Annotated in this window: 15 protein-coding genes; 6 read left to right on the top strand and 9 right to left on the bottom strand. The window is 61.3% G+C overall.

Annotation, left to right across the window (positions count from 1 at the left end):
• Positions 1–195 precede the first annotated feature (195 nt).
• The 9 genes from AAEZ05_RS03880 to AAEZ05_RS03840 all read right to left on the bottom strand — a co-directional run bounded on the left by AAEZ05_RS03880 (position 196) and on the right by AAEZ05_RS03840 (position 8,545).
• Positions 196–483, bottom strand: coding sequence for a DUF971 domain-containing protein (locus AAEZ05_RS03880; protein ID WP_045057613.1), 288 nt, complete (start codon positions 481–483; stop codon positions 196–198).
• Positions 480–1,442, bottom strand: a complete 963-nt coding sequence (locus AAEZ05_RS03875; RefSeq protein ID WP_350646650.1) for a HEAT repeat domain-containing protein — start codon at positions 1,440–1,442, stop codon at positions 480–482. Before AAEZ05_RS03875 ends, AAEZ05_RS03880 begins: the two co-directional genes overlap by 4 nt.
• Positions 1,439–2,287 (bottom strand): ABC transporter ATP-binding protein, encoded by an 849-nt coding sequence (locus AAEZ05_RS03870; protein WP_350646649.1) that lies wholly within the window; start codon positions 2,285–2,287, stop codon positions 1,439–1,441. The genes AAEZ05_RS03875 and AAEZ05_RS03870 overlap by 4 nt, the downstream gene beginning before the upstream one ends.
• Entirely contained in the window at positions 2,287–3,069 is a 783-nt protein-coding gene (locus AAEZ05_RS03865) for an ABC transporter permease (protein WP_350646648.1), read from the bottom strand. Before AAEZ05_RS03865 ends, AAEZ05_RS03870 begins: the two co-directional genes overlap by 1 nt.
• A 133-nt stretch (positions 3,070–3,202) precedes the next feature.
• A complete protein-coding gene (locus AAEZ05_RS03860) occupies positions 3,203–4,609 on the bottom strand; it encodes an ABC transporter substrate-binding protein (RefSeq protein ID WP_350646647.1) in 1,407 nt (468 codons plus the stop codon).
• Positions 4,610–4,756: 147 nt separating this feature from the next.
• Positions 4,757–5,002, bottom strand: coding sequence for a 4Fe-4S dicluster domain-containing protein (locus AAEZ05_RS03855; RefSeq protein ID WP_007946457.1), 246 nt, complete (start codon positions 5,000–5,002; stop codon positions 4,757–4,759).
• Between the two features lie 26 nt (positions 5,003–5,028).
• Positions 5,029–6,774: a fumarate reductase/succinate dehydrogenase flavoprotein subunit gene (locus AAEZ05_RS03850; RefSeq protein WP_350646646.1), complete on the bottom strand. Its 1,746-nt coding sequence runs from the start codon at positions 6,772–6,774 to the stop codon at positions 5,029–5,031.
• Positions 6,771–7,523 carry a GntR family transcriptional regulator gene (locus AAEZ05_RS03845; RefSeq protein ID WP_045057619.1) on the bottom strand — a complete coding sequence of 251 codons (753 nt, stop codon included), beginning with the start codon at positions 7,521–7,523 and terminating at the stop codon, positions 6,771–6,773. Before AAEZ05_RS03845 ends, AAEZ05_RS03850 begins: the two co-directional genes overlap by 4 nt.
• 134 nt (positions 7,524–7,657) lie before the next feature.
• A complete protein-coding gene (locus tag AAEZ05_RS03840; RefSeq protein WP_045057620.1) occupies positions 7,658–8,545 on the bottom strand; it encodes a Dyp-type peroxidase in 888 nt (295 codons plus the stop codon).
• Between the two features lie 297 nt (positions 8,546–8,842).
• Between AAEZ05_RS03840 and AAEZ05_RS03835 the strand changes: the two genes are divergently transcribed.
• The 6 genes from AAEZ05_RS03835 to AAEZ05_RS03810 all read left to right on the top strand — a co-directional run bounded on the left by AAEZ05_RS03835 (position 8,843) and on the right by AAEZ05_RS03810 (position 16,044).
• Positions 8,843–9,970: a PAS domain-containing protein gene (locus AAEZ05_RS03835; protein ID WP_045057621.1), complete on the top strand. Its 1,128-nt coding sequence runs from the start codon at positions 8,843–8,845 to the stop codon at positions 9,968–9,970.
• Entirely contained in the window at positions 9,967–11,394 is a 1,428-nt protein-coding gene (locus AAEZ05_RS03830) for a sigma-54 interaction domain-containing protein (protein WP_350646645.1), read from the top strand. Before AAEZ05_RS03835 ends, AAEZ05_RS03830 begins: the two co-directional genes overlap by 4 nt.
• 350 nt (positions 11,395–11,744) lie before the next feature.
• Positions 11,745–12,347 carry a dimethylamine monooxygenase subunit DmmA family protein gene (locus AAEZ05_RS03825; RefSeq protein WP_045057623.1) on the top strand — a complete coding sequence of 201 codons (603 nt, stop codon included), beginning with the start codon at positions 11,745–11,747 and terminating at the stop codon, positions 12,345–12,347.
• A complete protein-coding gene (locus AAEZ05_RS03820) occupies positions 12,344–13,312 on the top strand; it encodes a PDR/VanB family oxidoreductase (RefSeq protein ID WP_350646644.1) in 969 nt (322 codons plus the stop codon). The genes AAEZ05_RS03825 and AAEZ05_RS03820 overlap by 4 nt, the downstream gene beginning before the upstream one ends.
• An 18-nt stretch (positions 13,313–13,330) precedes the next feature.
• Entirely contained in the window at positions 13,331–14,353 is a 1,023-nt protein-coding gene (locus tag AAEZ05_RS03815; RefSeq protein WP_045057625.1) for a heme-dependent oxidative N-demethylase family protein, read from the top strand.
• A gap of 152 nt (positions 14,354–14,505) precedes the next feature.
• Positions 14,506–16,044 (top strand): APC family permease, encoded by a 1,539-nt coding sequence (locus AAEZ05_RS03810; protein WP_045057626.1) that lies wholly within the window; start codon positions 14,506–14,508, stop codon positions 16,042–16,044.
• Positions 16,045–16,142 lie beyond the last annotated feature (98 nt).

Raw genomic sequence — 16,142 nt, 5'->3', positions numbered from 1 at the left:
AACACATCTTTGTATGTCAGCACCAACGAGCTTAGACCTCTCTCGCTGGGTGCTGGGTCAACATACAAGGAGCTGCCAAGTGAAACGAGGCTGCGATCTTTTGATTTTTTTTAAAAGCAAGATCAAAAGATCGCAGCCTCCGGCAGCTCCTACGGGGTTTTGGTGACAAGCACCATCCGTCCAGGGGGTGCGTGTTCAATTGGAGTTATTAGCCAGTCCGGCAAGAAAGGCCCACGGAAAAATCCCCCGCTCATGTCCATCACTGAATACCAGCTGCACCCCATACCCCTGGTCATTGACCTCGATCACCCGCACCCGCGAGTCCACCAGTGGCGCCTGCCCTCGCAGCCGAAACGCCCGGCATTGCGAGCACGGGCACTGGCGGCGCAGTTCAGCATGGTCCAGCAATTGTTCACGGCCATCCGGCCAGTTGAGGCGCAATTGCTGTCGAGCCTGGGAATTGCCAACCGCCAGCGGATTCATTGCAATTGACTCAACGCAATGCGCACCGCTTTACGGACTTCCGGATCGCCATCATCCTGCGCTGCCTGCAATGGCGCGATGGCGCCCGGGTCCTGCAACTCGCCGAGGGCCAGCGCCGCCTCCTTGCGCAGGTTGCTGATGCGATGGTCGAGGGTGTCGATCAGGGCCTCAAGCGCCGGGACATAGCGCAAGCGCCCGAGGCTGCGGGTGGCGCGCAGGCGCACTTGCCAGTAATCGTCGCCCAGGGCATCGACCAGCGCCGGACCCGCGTCAACGTGGCCGACCTTGCCCAGGGTCGTAGCGGCTTCCTCACGAACCTGCCAGGCGTTGTCCCGCAGGGCCTGACGCAGGGCCGGCAGGACCTGGGCACCGCAAGCCAGACCGAGGGCGCCGGTGGCGGCACGACGAACTTCTGTGTCGGGATCCTGGCTGGCCAGCGTCGCCAGCGCCGGCAAGGCATCGAGCTGCTTGAGCCAGCCGAGCACGCCGACCGCCTCGCGGCGCACACCTGGGTCCACATCGAGCAAGGCGGCAGAGGCGGCAGCGGCGGCATCGGGGAGGCGCAACTCGCGCAGAGCCCGAAACGCGGCGACGCGCACCTGCACCTCGGCATGCACGGTCCACGGCAGGATCACCTTGCCTGCCGCCTCGCTCTTGAGCAGGCTGAGGCTCTGCGCGGCGGCGGCCTGTACTGTCTGCGCAGGGTCGGTCAGGGCCTGGCACAATGCCTCGACGACCGGGTCATCCTCCCAGGCTTCCAGTAGCCGTGCGGCTTCGGCACGAACTTCTTCAGCCGGATCCTCGGCCAGTCGGTCGACCAGCCAGACCAGGCCTTCAGGCTCCTCGAGATCAGCCAGTTCAATCAGGGCAATCCTGCGCACGCCCGGATCCTCATCACTCAGGCGTGTTTGCAGGGCAAGAATTTCAGCGTTATCGGTTACATCGAATAGAGAGGTCATAGGGCAAATCGCGGCAGTTTATTTTCTGGGGGAAGTCCGAGAGGGTTCAGGCGCGGTAGCTGCCGACCGTCTTCGTGACGCAACAACTCGAGGCAGTGACGCTTCAAGCGGGAGAATTCGTGGCTGGTCACCAGTTCGCTGGCGCGGGGCCGCGCAAAGTCCAGGCGCAGGTCTTCGATGATCCGCCCCGGGCGCGAACTCATGACCAGCAATCGGTCGGCCAGGAACAACGCCTCATCGATGTCATGGGTGACGAACACCACGGTGGTGCGAATTCGCGTCCAGATGTCCAGCAGCAGTTCCTGCATGTTCAGCCGGGTCAGGGCATCGAGCGCGCCGAAGGGCTCATCCATCAGCAGCAGGCGCGGGCGATTGATCAGCACCCGGGCGATTTCGACGCGCTGCTGCATGCCCCCGGACAAGTGATCAGGCCAGCGCTCGGCGAACCCTTCAAGCCCGACCAGGGCCAGGATCTCGTCAGCGGCCTGGTGTCGCTCGGTTTTACCGATGCCACGCATCTTCAGGCCGAAGGCGACGTTGTCGCGCACCGTGCGCCAGGGGAACAACGTGTGATGCTGGAACACCATGCCGCGCTGGGGCGACGGTCCCGAGACTTTCGCCCCATCAACGCTGAGCGTGCCGGTGCAGGTCTGCAGGTGCCCGGCCAGCGCCCCGAGCAAGGTGGATTTGCCACAACCGGAAGGGCCGAGGATGCACACGAACTGCCCCGCCTCGATCTGGCAGTCGAGGCCCTGCACCGCTTCAAAAGCCGTTCTGCCGTCACCCAGGCGGATCGACAGTTGGCGTATGTCGATGCGCCCTTGCATGGCTTGATCAATGCTCATCAGGCTTTTCCTCGTGGTCGGTGCCACGGCGTGAACAGGCCGCCGAGACGTTTGATCAGCAGGCTGCTGCCCATGCCCAGTACACCGATCAGCAACATGCCGACCACGATATCGGCGTAGTTCTGGACGGTGTAGGACTCCCAGGTGTAGTAGCCGATACCGTATTGGCCGGAGATCATTTCGGCGGTCACCAGGCAGAACCACGAGGTCCCCATGCCAATGGCCAGGCCAGTGATAATGCTCGGTGCAGCACCGGGCAATATGACTTCCAGAAGGATCGCCTGGCGCCCTGCCCCAAGGCTTTTTGCCGAGGCGATCAGCCTTGGATCGACCCCTTCGACGCCGTGCACGGTATTCAACAGGATCGGGAACAGCGCGCCCGTGAAGGTGATGAAAACCATCGACAGCTCCGACGAGGGAAACATCAGGATGGCCAGGGGAATCCAGGCCACGGCGGGAATCGGGCGCAGCACTTCCAGGGGTGGCAGCAGCCAGTCTTCAGCCCGCTTCGAGCGGCCGATGGCCAGGCCCAGAACGATACCGATGACCAGCGCCGCCAGGTAACCGGCGAATACCCGGCTCAGGCTGCTGCCCAGGTGGCGGCCGAGTTTCCCCGACTCCCCAAGCCCCAGTGCGGCCTCGACAACCGCAAGCGGCGTCGGCACGTTGGCGAAGGTGACCAGGCCCAGGTTCCAGTGATGACTGGCAGCGAGTTGCCAGAACAGCAGGCAGAGCAGCAATGAAGCGGCCCTGGGGGTCCAGCGGATAAATGATCGGTACATAAACAATTCCCAATGGCGACACGCCCCCCGTAGGAGCTGCCGAAGGCTGCGATCTTTTGATTTTGGTTATCAGAAGAAAGATCAAAAGATCGCAGCCTTCGGCAGCTCCTACGTTGGCCGCATTCCAATTTGATTACCGGGCAGCAACCGCCTGGGTGGTGGCATCCGTGAAGTCGAGGACTTTGCCGCCCTGGGCCGTGGCGTATTGCTGGGCCTGGCCCTTGAGCAGGAAGGCGCTGAGTTCGCCCTTGGCGTTGCTGGCAAACCACGCCTGGTCCGCCAGCAATTTGATCCCGCTGTCACTCGCCTGGGCATAGACCGCGCGGATGTTCCTGCCCTCGGCTTTCAACTGCGCCAATGCGCTGAACGCTGTCTGCGCCGAGGCATACTGGCGAACCTTGGGTTCACCGCGCACCCAGATCTCGGCCACGCGACTGAAGTCGGTGATGACCTGGCCGTTCGCCGCATCCACTGCCTTCAACGGGCTCTGGGCGTAATTGCCAAGCTGGGCGGAGTAATCCAGGTTCGACGCCTTGAACGCGGCGCGGATGTACTGGTCGTCGATGAACGTATTGAGGTCGAGGCCGCGATCCGCCTTCTTCAGCAGCTTGAGCGTATCGATGGCCGTGCCGACCGCCTGACGGTATTCCGGCTTCCAGCTGAGGTCGCGAGTCTGCACACCGAGCGGGCCGTGGAACAGGTAATTGACCTCGGCATCGACGCCAGTGACCTTGGCGATCAACTCGCTGTACTTCTCCGGCTCTGCGGCCAATAGCTGGTTGGCCTCAATGCTCGCCCGCAGGTAAGCCACGACGATTTCCGGGTACTTTTTCGCGTAGGCCTGATCGACCAGGGCGCCGTGGAAGGTCGGTGCATTGGCTTGCGCACCGTCATAGATCTTGCGGGCAAAGCCCCGGCTCGGGAACAGTTCGGCGAAGGGCACGAAGTCGGCATGGGCATCGATTTTCCCGGCCTGCAGCGCAGAACCTGCAACCTCCGGCGGCTGGGCGATGATGTTCACATCCTTGAGCGGATCCCAGCCCTGCGCCGCCACCGCTCGCAACAACATGCCGTGGGCCGTCGAGGCGAACGGTACGGAGATGGTCTTGCCCTTGAGCTCGGCCAGGGATTGCACGCTGGACGCGCTGGGCACCACGATGCCATTACCGCTGCCTTTGATACTGCCCGACAACACGTTGATGAACAGGCTGTGCTTGCCAGCGGCTTCAAACGCCACCCCGTTGAAGGTGCCGGGGAAATCCGCCATGGCGCCGAAGTCGAGTTTGCCGGCGACCATCTCATTGGTCAGGGGCGCACCGCTGGTGAAGTTTTTCCACTGCACCTCATACTGGGCGTCCTTGTACTGGCCAGCCCGGGGCAGGTATTTGTCCAGCAGCCCAAGCTCACGAATCAGCAGGCCGCCAGCGGCGCAATTGATCGTGGTGTCCTGGGTGCCGATGGCAATGCGGATGGTTTCGGCTGAGGCCGACAGGGTCAATGAAGCCAGTACCAGACCGGCAAACGCTGCACGCAATAACATGGGTGTATCCCCTCGAATCATTTATAGAATATTCGTCTCCGCCACGATCAGGGCGCGGTGGGAAACGAGGGGTGGTTTAATCCAGCGTCCGGGGGTGGCCGGATGGCTTTACAAGTTGTCTGTACTCGCTTCCACAATGATTGGGCTTTAGCGCAACAGATAGGGAATCTCGACCTTCACCGCCCCGGTCGGGCAGTCCTTCTCACAAGGCATGCAGTACCAGCATTCATCAAACGCCATGTAGGCCTTTTGCGTCGCCGGATTGATCGCCAGCAGGTCCATCGGGCAGACGTCTACACATACGGTGCAGCCTTTGTGGGCAATGCACAGGTCCTCGTCGACGGTCACCGGCGCGTTGGAGCGGAAGAAAATTTCCTGGGGTTGATAGGCCATGGTTCGGGCTCTCCTGGTATCGATTGTCAGGCGGCGTTAGCGCCGACCCGCAACTTGTCGTAGGCCTGCAATTCGTCGGCGTCGAGTGGAATGATGTAGGGCTCCACGGCTTTCTTGAAACTGGTCATCAAGCCGTCTTCACCCTTCTTCAGGTGGCAATGGCAGAACCAGTCACGGTCATTGCGCTGCGGGTGATCGACCCGATGGTGGTAAAGCCCCCAACGGCTTTCAGCGCGGAACAACGAAGCCCGGGCAGCCATTTCGGCGCAGTCGCGGATCATGCTGACTTCCATCGCACGCATCAGCTCGTGGGCGTTGTGTGCCTTGATCTGATCCAGGTCGCGCTGGATATCACTGAAGCGCTGCAGGCCGATCTGCATTTTTTTAGTCACCTTGGGCGGTTGCAGGTAGTCATTCACAAATCGGCGCAGCTTGTATTCGACCTGGGCCGGTGGCAGGCCGTGTGTGCGGTCCAGAGGCGCGTAGACCCGTTGCTTTTCCGTTTCGACCTGCCCGGCATCAACCGCTGAAAAATCACGCCCGGCGACAAAATCTGCGGCGTTGTTGCCGGCGAACCAGCCGTAGGTAAATGCGCCCAACATGTAGTTGTGCGGCACGGCCGCCATGTCGCCCGCCGAGTACAACCCCTTCACCGAAGTCTCGGCCTTCTCGTTGACCCAGACCCCGGACGCCGAGTGACCGCTGCAGAAGCCGATTTCCGAGATGTGCATCTCAACCATCTGCGTGCGGTAATCGGTACCACGGTTAGCGTGGAACTGGCCGCGGCTGGGCCTTTCGTTGCTGTGCAGGATCTCTTCGATGTTCTGGATGGTTTCCTCGGCCAGGTGATCGAGCTTGAGAAATACCGGGCCATTGCCGCTTTCGAGTTCCTGGTGGAACTCCCACATCATCTGGCCGCTCCAGTAGTCGCACTCGATGAACCGCTCGCCCTTGTTGTTGGCGGTGTAGCCGCCCAGGGGGCCGGTGACATAGGCACAGGCCGGACCGTTGTAGTCCTTGATCAGCGGGTTGATCTGGAAGCATTCCAGGTTCGCCAGTTCGGCGCCTGCGTGATACGCCATGGCGTAGCCGTCGCCGGCATTGGTCGGGTTTTCGTAGGTGCCCATCAGGTAGCCCGAGGACGGCAGCCCCAGGCGACCGGCGGCACCGCAGCAAAGGATCACCGCCTTGGCCTTGATCACATGGAAGTCGGCCGTGCGGCAATCGAACCCCATCACACCGTTGACCGCGCCCTCTTCGTCAGTCAGCAGGCGCGTGCACACCAGCCGGTTGGTGATGCTCACCCGCGCGCGTTTCAACTGGCGATACAGGACCTTCTTGATGTCGTGTCCTTCCGGCATCGGCAGGACGTAGGCGCCCATGTGGTGGACCTTCTTCACCGCATAGTCACCGGTTTCGTCCTTCTCGAACTTCACGCCCCAACGGTCCAGTTGCTCGATGGTCTCGAAGCTGTGGGTGGCATAGGCGTACACCGCCGCCTGATTGATGATGCCGTCATTGGCAATGGTGATTTCCTTGGTGTACTGCTCCGGCGTCGAATGCCCGGGAATGATCGCGTTGTTGAGCCCGTCCATTCCCATGCTGATGGCGCCACTGCGCTTGACGTTGGCCTTGTCGATCAGCAGCACCCGCAGGTCGCGGTTACGCTCCTTGGCCTTGATCGCCGCCATGGGGCCGGCAGTGCCGCCGCCGATCACGACGATGTCGTATTCCTGTTCGAGGGTATTTCTGTTCTCGCAACTGTGGGTCATGCCTGATCCCCTTTTTGCCGGTCGATTCGCAAGCGGTACTGGAAGGCATCGCCGCGGTAGTAGAGGTGTTCGAAATCCACGGGGCGGCCAGCGGCATCGTGGGTCAGGCGCTCGATGCGCATGATCGGCGAACCGGCTTCCACACCCAGGGCCTGGGTCAGGTCGCTGTCAGCCAGCACCGCGTCGATAGCCAGGTCGGCATGCCCCAGTGATAGCCCGCAGTCGTTTTCCAGGATCAGAAAAATATCGCGGGTCACCAGGTCGGCCTTCTCCAGGCGCTCGCCAATGGCCTGGGGCAGATAGGTGATTTCCAGGGAGATCGGCTCGCGGTTGATCAGCCGCACCCGCTTGATCTGCGCCACGATGTCGCCTTCGGCTACCTGAAGGCGTTCGGCAACCAGCTTGTCGGCGCCGATGAATTTGAAACTGCGCAAGCGGTTGATCACCTCATAGCCGCGCCCGGTCATCGATTCGGCCAGGCCCTGCAAGGTGCTGACGTTCTGAAAGGTCTTGGGCTTGGCCACGAACGTGCCCTTGCCATGAATCTTGAAGATCAACCCTTCCTTTTGCAGATCGCCCAAAGCCTGTCGCACCGTGATGCGGCTGACCTTGAACAGGTTGCCCAGCTCGCTTTCGGAAGGCATCTGGCTGTCTTGCGGATATTCACCGTCGAGGATTCGCGCACGCAGCACATCACGCAGTTGGGTGTGCAGCGGGACGCTGCCGAGGGAGAGGACGTTATCGGTCATGGCTATTCACTTGTTATAACGAGTTATGACAAGATCATATCGAGCGGATTTGCGGCTGGGAAATAACGTTTGGGTATAAGGTTAGTCGGCAGTTTCAGGTGAAGGAGCCTGCTCCTTCACCCTGCCATCCCGTGTCAGCCAATGCGTAGCGCGCGCAGGTCGAGGTGGCCGTCCTTGAGCGGCGGGCACCAGTAGTAGCCGCCGGTGATTGGCCGGCTGATGCGATACAGGCCATCGGTGATGCCGTCTTCCAGGCCGCTCATGCGGCGCAGCTGGGCTTCGAAGGCGTCCAGGGAGAAGCCGAACGCGAGGAACATCAGGCCGGCACGGTCGCCTTCAATCCAGGGCATGGAACGACGCACCACAAACGCCTCGGGGGCAAAACTTTCCTGAGCGGTGCGTTTGACGTGAGCGGAGATTGGCGCATCGTCCAGTTCTTCGTTGTCGCTCAGGCGCCGGCCCATGATGTTGTCCGTCTCATGGGACGGCAACGCGCGAAAACCTTTCAAATCGTGCTGCCACTGCTGGATCGCGGCAAAACTGCCACCGACCAGGCCCTCAGCGCCCTCGCCCAGCAACGCCGCCGCCACGGCAGCTTCGTCATGAGGGTTTTCCGTACCGTCTTCGTAACCGGTCAGGTCGTGGCCGGTCAGGTGGCGAAAAGTTTCATTCATCTGCACCAGACGCAACGCCGGAGCCAGTGCCGCTTCGATGGCCTGACTGCGATTGAGCAATTCGCCACGGTCGATTCCATGCAGCCAGCACCACAGCGCATGCTGGGTCGACGGGTTATCGACGCCCACACCTGTCATCGCCGGAAATGCCCGCAGGCCATCGATCCGGGCGTGAAGTGCCATGACCAGGGACTCACCAAAGCCCACTACGGCGGATTTGCCGTCTACCAGTTGCATCAGGTTGTCGAGTGCAGCCGGCAGGGCTTCGACGGACACCAGCGCGAAGAACAGATGACGGGCTTGCAGCGGAACGGGGGTGGCGAGGATGCCCGGCTGGTAGTGACTCATATCGACTCCTTGAAAAAGCTGCGCAGTTTACCGGGGTCCTGGATCGTATACACATGCGTTTTTCATGTAGAGCAGGACTTGCGCATGCCCGCTTCGTCGGCTGATCGCTGTAAAAATGCTGAACGTGCTGCAATATCGCAGCACTTTTGTGCAGCTGGCAAAGATTGTGGGAGCACACGCTGTACAGCTGCTCCACCTGCTGCAGTTGCTACAACTGCTCCAGGTGCTACGACAGATATGCTTGGCATGCGATGTGCCCTGCTTTTGAGACCCTCAGCCAACCCGAGCCGATTCACCATGGATATCCTGAACTTGCTGGCCCACAAGGCGCCGCCCTGCACCAGCACCCTGAGGGCCGACGGGCTGCTCGTGAGCCTGTCCGCCAGCTTGAGCGATCAACTGGGTTACTCGCCGGAAAACTCGTTGAACCAGCCGATCGAACACCTCTACAGCGTCGAATCGGTTCGCACCCTGCGAGCACTGTTCGCCAACCCGCCTGCGGACGAGCAGGTTCAGAGCCTTGAGCTGACCCTGATCCGACACAACGGCAGCCTGCTGCACGTGATTGCCAGCGGGTTGCTGCAGTGGCGCGAGGTTCAGCCGGCCTGCCTGCACTTGTTGAACATACCGCTGGGCACACTGGGGCATCGCCTGCGGGAAATGCACAACGCCAATGAAGTGATGAGCCAGATGCTGCAGAGCGCCAAGGTGGCCTACTGGTGCATCGAGTTTGCTGAAGCAGTAGACATCAACAACTCACCGGATGAAATCGTGCGCCAGGTGTTCGAAAACGACTCGCACTGGCGCCTGTGCAACCGCGCGATGGCCGACGTCTACGAAATGCCTTCGGATGTCGATTTCAATCAGCAACCGGTCCGGCTCTACTGGCCGCGCAGCCCGGCCAACGAGGAATTTGTGCGGCGCCTGATCGAAGCAGGATTCAGCGTCGACTGCGCCTTGTCCGTGGACCGCCGCCATGACGGATCGCCCGCCTACGTCGAGAACGACGTGCGCGCAACCATCGTCAACGGGCACCTGCTACGCATGTGGGGCAGCATTCGCGATGTCAGCCAGGAACTGCGCATGCAACACGATGCAGAACAACGCATAGATGCGTTGCGCCGAGTGTTCGATGCAGTACCGGACGCCGTGCTGGTGATTGACGAACACTTGCAGCCGCAATGGCGCAACGCAGTGTTTGAAGAGACTTTCGGCATCACCAACGGCGCGGGTATCGCTCGCCTGTTGCTGGATAACGCACTGCCGGAACGCACCTGGCACCGTCTGCCGCTGCCGGATTTGAGTGGGCGTGCGCCGGACTTCGATGTGCACTGTTCGCGCATCCTGATTCGCGAAGGCGTGGCCTGGCGCGTTGCAGTGTTCCGTCAGCGCCAGGGCGTGGGCACCCAAGAGTTGCACCCATGAAAGACTCGAACCTGCCACCCAGCCTGCAGATGGGCATGCGCTCTTCGGTCAATGTCAGCAGCGAAGTGCTCGGCGCGTTACTGCAGACCCCGGCCCTGCACGCCCTCCTCGACAGCTTCAGCGAGGCGCTCATCGTGACTGACGGCGAAGGCCGCGTACGCTTTCTCAACCTGGCCGCCGAGCGGGTCAATCGACTGTCCAAACAGCAGGCCATCGGGTTATCGGACAGTGAGTTTTTCCAGCGCTCTGCACTCAACTACGACGACCTGCAAGCGGCACTCAATCGCGGCGGCAACAGCGCCTTGACGCGTTCCCGAGAGGGCCGCGTGCTGCTCAGCAGCACCCATGCGATTCCCACCGGGGCTTATGAAAAGCCTTTTCGCATGCTGACCCAGAAAGATTTTGACGGCAGCCAGCCGCAACGCCGAGCGCCCCTGGGCGCCAGGCCGGTTGAATCCCAAGGCCTGCGCGACCCGCAAGATAACGCGCTGCATCTGTCCCCACAGCTCTCAGGCATCGCCGACACTGGCGTGCGCGCCTTCCGTCGACGCGCGCGCCTGTTGCTGTTGGGTGAACCAGGAGTGGGCAAGACTGCGATCGCCCGACACATACACCGAGCTGCGGGCTGGGGCGATCGGCCGTTCATTCATGTCAATTGCGGGAGCATTCCCGAGAGCCTGTTCGAATCGGAGATGTTTGGTTATGAACGCGGGGCCTTTACCGGCGCGCTGGCGGGCGGCAAGCAAGGCTATATCGAAGCGGCTGCCGGCGGGACGCTGTTCCTCGACGAGATCGGCGAGATACCGCTGCACGTCCAGGCCAAGCTGTTGAAATTTCTCGAAGACAGCACTATTCAATCGGTCGGCTCGCCCCTGAGCAAATCCGTGCAGGTGCAGGTCATTGCAGCCACCAACAAGGATTTGCGACACCTGGTCAGCCTCGGCGAGTTTCGTGCCGACCTGTACTACCGCCTGGCCGTGCTGCCGGTGGAAATTCCGCCGTTACGCCAGCATCGTGATGATTTGCCCTTCCTGATCGACATTCTGCTCAGCCGGATCAATGGAGACCGTGAACCGTCCCTGAGCCTCTCAGCGGGCTGTCGCAAGCGGCTGCTGAGCTACGACTACCCGGGCAACATCCGCGAGCTGGTGAACATTTTCGAGCGCCTGGCCGTCCTCGCCGATGATGAGGCACAGGAACATCATCTGCCTGCCGAAATGCTCGAACCGCAGCGCCCTCGGGAATCACTGAATGCCCAACTGGCCGACGAAGAGGATGCGCCGCAGAACCTCAAGCTGCAGGTCCAGCATTTCGAACGCCAGGTGATCCTCCGGGCGGTGCACCTGTGCGGCAGCAAGCGCAAGGCGGCGGTGTACCTGGGTATCGACATTGGCACGTTGATTCGCAAGTTGCAGCGCGAGTGATTTGAAAACGTAGCAGCGTAGAGGAGCTGTTGTAGGAGCTGTCGAGTGAAACGAGGCTGCGATCTTCTGGCTCCTCCAAAAACCAGATCAAAAGATCGCAGCCTCGTTTCACTCGACAGCTCCTACAGGGCCCTTACAGGACCCACTCTCACCTGCAAGCGCTGCGGAAACGCATACATATCCAGTTACTTTTGCCTTTCTCCTTTCTTCACCAAACAACATATCCCTTTGGATTCATAGACTTATATAACTGGCACGACCTGTGCTCCTGCTATCTGAAACCCACCATCGTTGGGCTTTGCACAAGGCCGGCTTTACCGCCGCGCCGGTAGCCAGGAGGAATAATAAAAATGTTGATCACAGGGATCAAAAGCCGACCGGTCTATGACCGGCTGGAACCGCTGCCAGGCGGTCTGCATCACATCATCGCCGGCCAGGGCAGTGGCGGGCGCGCCATGTTGCGATTACTGGACGAGATGGCCGCCTCTGCGGGCCCCATTACCCTGCTGTATTCCCAGGAGTCCTTCTCCGGGCAGGATTTCCTCGGCCAGTTACAGGAGCATCCGCAGCTTCCACTGCACGTGCACCCGTCCAATCAGGCGCTCATCGAAGCACTCAGGACCCTGCTCGGCGAAGCGCGTATGGGCACCCGCCTGTACCTCGCCGGCTCGGAAAGCTTTCTCGGCAGCGCCATGCAAGTGGCCACGCATTTCGACCTCAATCGCGACGAAGTGCTACGCGAGCATTCCGGCACCCTGGTACGCCGGGTCTGGTGCGTGCATTGCGACACCTACACCGAGAACGTCACTCAACGGGTCTACGACTGCCCTGGATGCGGCGTGACGCTGGTGGTGCGCGATCATTATTCCCGTCGCCTGGCCGCCTTCCAGGCGGTCAAGGCCGATGCTGAAGTCCCGGGTGAATTGCCCGAAGCCGAGGAGCTCGACACATGAGCCAGAACAACGGCACATTGAATTTGCGCGTAGCCCGCATCGAAGCGGTGACCCCGGAAATCAAGCGCTTCACCCTGGTGTCGCCGACCGGCGCTCACCTGCCCGCGTTCTCCGGTGGCAGCCACGTGGTGGTGCTGATCGCCCACTCGCAGAACACCCTGCGCAACCCCTATTCACTGCTCAGCTCGCCGTACGACACCAGCAGTTATCAGATTGCCGTGCGCCGGGTGGACAGCGGTCGTGGCGGCTCGGTCTCGCTGCACGACGATGTCAGCGAAGGGGATGTGATCGAGGTGACGCCACCGGTCAACCTGTTCCCGCTCATCAAGCAGGCGCGGCTGCACATCTTTATCGCGGGCGGCGTCGGCATTACACCGGTCATCTCGCAGCTGGAGGAACTGCGCCTGAGCAAGGTGCCTTTTGAACTGCATTACGCGGTGCGCGGCGAAGCACATGCACAACTTGGCAAGGAATTGCAGGCCACCTATGGCGAACAGGTGCACCTGTATCGCAAGGGTGTCGACTCGCGCATGGACATCGGCCGGGTCTTGGCCGACCGCCCGCTGGGTAGCCACGTATACGTCTGCGGCCCGGACAGCATGATCGACGCCACGCTGGGGTGCGCCCGGGAACTGGGCTGGACCGACAGCCATGTGCACTTCGAGCGATTCCTGGAGCAAAGCAGCGGCGGCGAAGCTTTCAGTTTCACCCTCGGCCGCAGCGGTACGACCATCGAAGTCTCTCCCGACCAGACCATGCTCGAAGCGGTAGAAGCCGCCGGCTACAGCATGCCTTATCTGTGTCGTGGCGGCGCCTGTGGTCATTGCGAAACCACCGTACTGGAACTCGATGGCGAGCTGCTGCACAGCGATGACTGGCTGTCGGACGAGGACAAGGCCAGCCGCAAGAAAATCATGCCCTGCGTATCCCGCGCCAAATGCAATCGCCTGGTCATCGACCTCTGATCGACGGAAAACATAAAAATGAATATCAAATTCAATCCCGACGAAACCTACCGCGACGACTACACCTTCGCCAACAGCCCGGAAACCATCGCCCGCGCGCCCTTCCCATTCCCTGATGACGACTACATGTACTCGATGAATCTCGAGCCGCATGTCCCGGTAGGCGATGGCGCGTTTCGCGCTGCTTTCGACATCGACGAACATTACATCAGCGAGTGCAAGGACCGGGCGATCACCCTGGATAAAGACCCGGGAATGCACTACGTCTCGGCTCCTCACATGATGGAGGCGCAGTGGGACTTGCTGGAACTGATCATGGAGTCCTACGCCCGCGATTATCCGCAGTACTTCAGCCTGCAGCGCGAGGGCCGCCAGTGGCACTGGACCAACCGTCTGCTGGACATTGATGACCACTTCACCTTCGGTGATCCAGCGACCCTGCCCTACGAGCCGATGGAATACGTGACCCGTCAGGCCCAGGGCGATTGGGTGTTGCAGGAAGAACGCGACGGCACGCTGTTTTGGGGCGCCGGCATCGCCACCCAACGTGCCGATTACTCACTGCGCTTCAACCTGGGCATGAGCTGGGAGGAATTCCACGGCCCGGTGCCGCTGGTCAAGGAGATCGGCATGCTCGACCGCGCCTTGAAGTTCCTGTTGCGCTTGCGCACCGGGCATCCGGTGCGTCGCCTGAACTGGTCACTGACGGTCAACCCGCGCCTGGAAGTCTCCGCCGAAAGCCTGCCGGAATGGGCACCGGACCGCACCATCGTAACGGCACAGAACGCCGGCAAGCTGGTGTACCTGCGCATAGAGTTACAGCCACTGCACCGCCTGCCTCGCAGCAACGCGATCGTGTTTCCGATTCGCACTTATCTGCTCAGCCTCGAAGACATCGCCACCAACCCCGCATGGGCGCGGCGCATGCACCGGGTGCTGCGGGACTTGAACCAGCAACTGGTCGATTACAAGGGTTTCAGCCGTTATCGCGATGCAGCGGTGGAATGGCTTTCGCAGTACGACACCGAACCCAAACCCTGACGCGAGCCCCTGTGGGAGCCAGCCTGCTGGCGATGGCTGCCTTGAAGTCGCCATCGCCAGCAGGCTGGCTCCCACAGGTTCGAGGTATCCAATAATTGGCGGGCCAACCCGCCAGCACCGCAATCCACTGCCATTGATAATGAGGAAATAAAATGAGTGGCTCATCCAACACGCGTGCAAGCAGCAGCGCCGATCAGGACGCGGAACAACTCCGCGCCCTCGGCTACAGCTCGGATTTCAATCGGAGCATGAGCCTGTGGGAGAATTTTTCCCTGGGCTTCACTTACCTGTCACCGGTGGTCGGCGTCTACACCCTGTTTGGCCTGTGCCTGGCCGCCGGCGGCCCGCCGATGTTCTGGTCGTACCTGCTGATCGGCGCCGGGCAATTGCTGGTGTGCCTGATCTTCGGTGAAATCGTCTCGCAGTTCCCCATCTCCGGTGGGGTCTATCCATGGGCGCGCCGTCTGGTGGGCAAGCGCTGGGCTTGGATGGTCGGCTGGGTTTACGCCTGGGCGCTGTGTGCAACCATCGCCGGCGTCGCAGTCGGTGCGGGACCTTACCTGGCCATCATGCTGGGTTTCAATCCGGGGCCCGAGGCCAATATCTATATCGCCCTGACGATCATTGCACTGTCGACCGCGCTGAACCTGGTCGGCACCAAGCTGCTGGCGCGGGTGGCGATGTTCGGCTTCCTCTGCGAGCTGGTCGGCGCCATCCTGGTGGGTGGCTACCTGCTGATCTTTGAACGGCACCAGCCGTTCAGCGTGCTGTTCGACACTTTCAATCTCGAAGTCAACGGTTCATACCTGCCGGCGTTCCTTGCGGCATCGCTTGCCGGCCTGTTCCAGTACTACGGTTTCGAGGCCTGCGGCGATGTCGCCGAAGAAACGCCAAACCCTGGCAAGCGCATTCCCAAAGCCATGCGCATGACCATCTACATCGGTGGTGCGGCGGCGATGTTCGCCTGCCTGGCGCTGATCCTGTCGGTGCCGGACATGGCCAAGGTCCTCGCTGGTGAAGACACCGACCCGGTGGCGACCATTCTGGCCAACGCCTTCGGCCCGGTGGGTTCGCGCCTGGTGATGGCGGTGGTGATGGTGTCGTTCATCTCTTGCGTACTGAGCCTGCAAGCGGCCGCCAGCCGCCTGTTGTTTGCCTATGCCCGTGACGAAATGATCATCGGCAGCTCGCTGCTCAAGCGGCTGTCGGGCAACCACGTGCCGTCGTTCGCCCTGTTGATCAGCGGCCTGGTGCCGGCTGGCATCGTCTGCCTCGGCATGTTCATGGCCGATGCGGTGGCGACCATCGTCGGTTTCGCGGCCATTGGTATCTATGTCGCCTTCCAGCTGATCGTCATTGCGGCCTTGATCGCCCGCGCCAAGGGCTGGCGTCCGAACGGGCAGTTCACCCTCGGCGCCTGGGGCCTGTGGGTGAACCTCGCCGCGCTGATCTATGGCGTCTGCGCGATCATCAATATGGTTTGGCCGCGCTCGCCGGATGCGCCCTGGTTCATCAACTATTCGATGATCCTGACCACCCTGGTGGTGATGGGTGCCGGCCTGGTCTACATGTTGCTCGGCAAACCGTACGACAAGGGCACAGCACCTGCAGGCGATGCATGGAAGTTCTCCAGGCCGCCGGCCAAGGCTGCTGATGTGTCCGCTGCGGCGATCAACAGACCTTCAATTTAACTACAACCCCCTGTAGGAGCGAGCTTGCTCGCGATGAACCTGAGGGCGCCGCGTGCATTCAGGCAGCCCTCGTCATGTTGACGTCCATCGCGAGCAAG

Origin of the sequence: Pseudomonas sp. HY13-MNA-CIBAN-0226 (assembly GCF_040310305.1) — a bacterium.
In the GTDB taxonomy this organism is placed as follows: Bacteria; Pseudomonadota; Gammaproteobacteria; order Pseudomonadales; family Pseudomonadaceae; genus Aquipseudomonas; species Aquipseudomonas gregormendelii.
Note: the sequence above shows the minus strand (reverse complement) of the source record. Positions and strands in the feature narration are given on the sequence as shown.